The organism is Pseudomonas sp. JV245A (assembly GCF_032424515.1).
In the GTDB taxonomy this organism is placed as follows: Bacteria; Pseudomonadota; Gammaproteobacteria; order Pseudomonadales; family Pseudomonadaceae; genus Aquipseudomonas; species Aquipseudomonas protegens.
On the sequence record NZ_VYKE01000436.1, the window covers coordinates 1 to 911 of the forward strand.

Sequence of the window (911 nt, forward strand, 5' to 3'; positions counted from 1 at the left end):
CAGCAGGTGCGCCGGCCGGCGGCGGTGATCGTCGGCTACGCGGCCCTGAGCCTGGCGCAGATCCGCTTCAGCGGCTCGCGGCTGGCGGCGCTGCTGGTGGCCGAGGCAGGGCCTGTAGAAGGCCGCTGACTGTCATCTGGCTGTCATGTGGCTCGGGCACCCTCGGCGCCCCGGCCTCCGGCCTTTGTGGATTACAGGGACGTCATGATCATTGTCACCGCCGGCGCGGCTTATCTGGATATCGACGCCTACGCCGGCTGCATTGCCTATGCCGAATGGCTCAACCTCAACGGCCGCCCGGCCCGGGCCCTGAGCAGCGCGCCGCTCAACGAGAGCATCCCGGGCACTTTCCGCCAGCGTCTCAAGGGGCTGGACGCCCATGTTCCGCAAGGGACCGAGCAGTTCGTGCTGGTGGACATTTCCAACCACCTGCACCTGGACCCGCTGGTGGACCTGGACCGTGTGGTGGAGGTCATCGACCATCACCCGGGTTTCGAGGCCTTCTGGAACGAGCGCCTGGGCCAGCACGCGGATATCCGCCAGATCGGCGCCGCCTGTACCCAGGTCTACCAGCGCTGGCGCGACTCCGGGTTGCTGCCCAGGATCAGCCGCGACAGCGCGCAACTGCTGGCGGCCGGCATTCTCGACAACACCCTGAACTTCACCGACCAGGGGTGCACCGCGGCGGACCGCCAGGCCTACGCCGACCTGGCCGCGCTGGCCGGCCTGGGCCCCGACTGGCCCGAAGACTATTTCAAGGAGTGCCAGCAGCAGATCGAAGCACAACTGCCCGAGGCCCTGCTCAAGGACCTGAAAGTGTTCGAAGCGTCCAGCAACCTGCCGCGGCGTTTCGTCCAACTGACCCTGTGGCATGCCCAGGGCCTGCTGGTGCGCCAGCGCAGCCTGATCGA

The 911-nt window shown here is 67.7% G+C and carries 1 protein-coding gene; it reads left to right on the forward strand.

The features are described 5' to 3' along the window. Positions 1-204 precede the first annotated feature (204 nt). On the forward strand, positions 205-911 hold a 707-nt coding region (locus F6S12_RS32280), incomplete at its 3' end, for a DHH family phosphoesterase (RefSeq protein ID WP_315869928.1).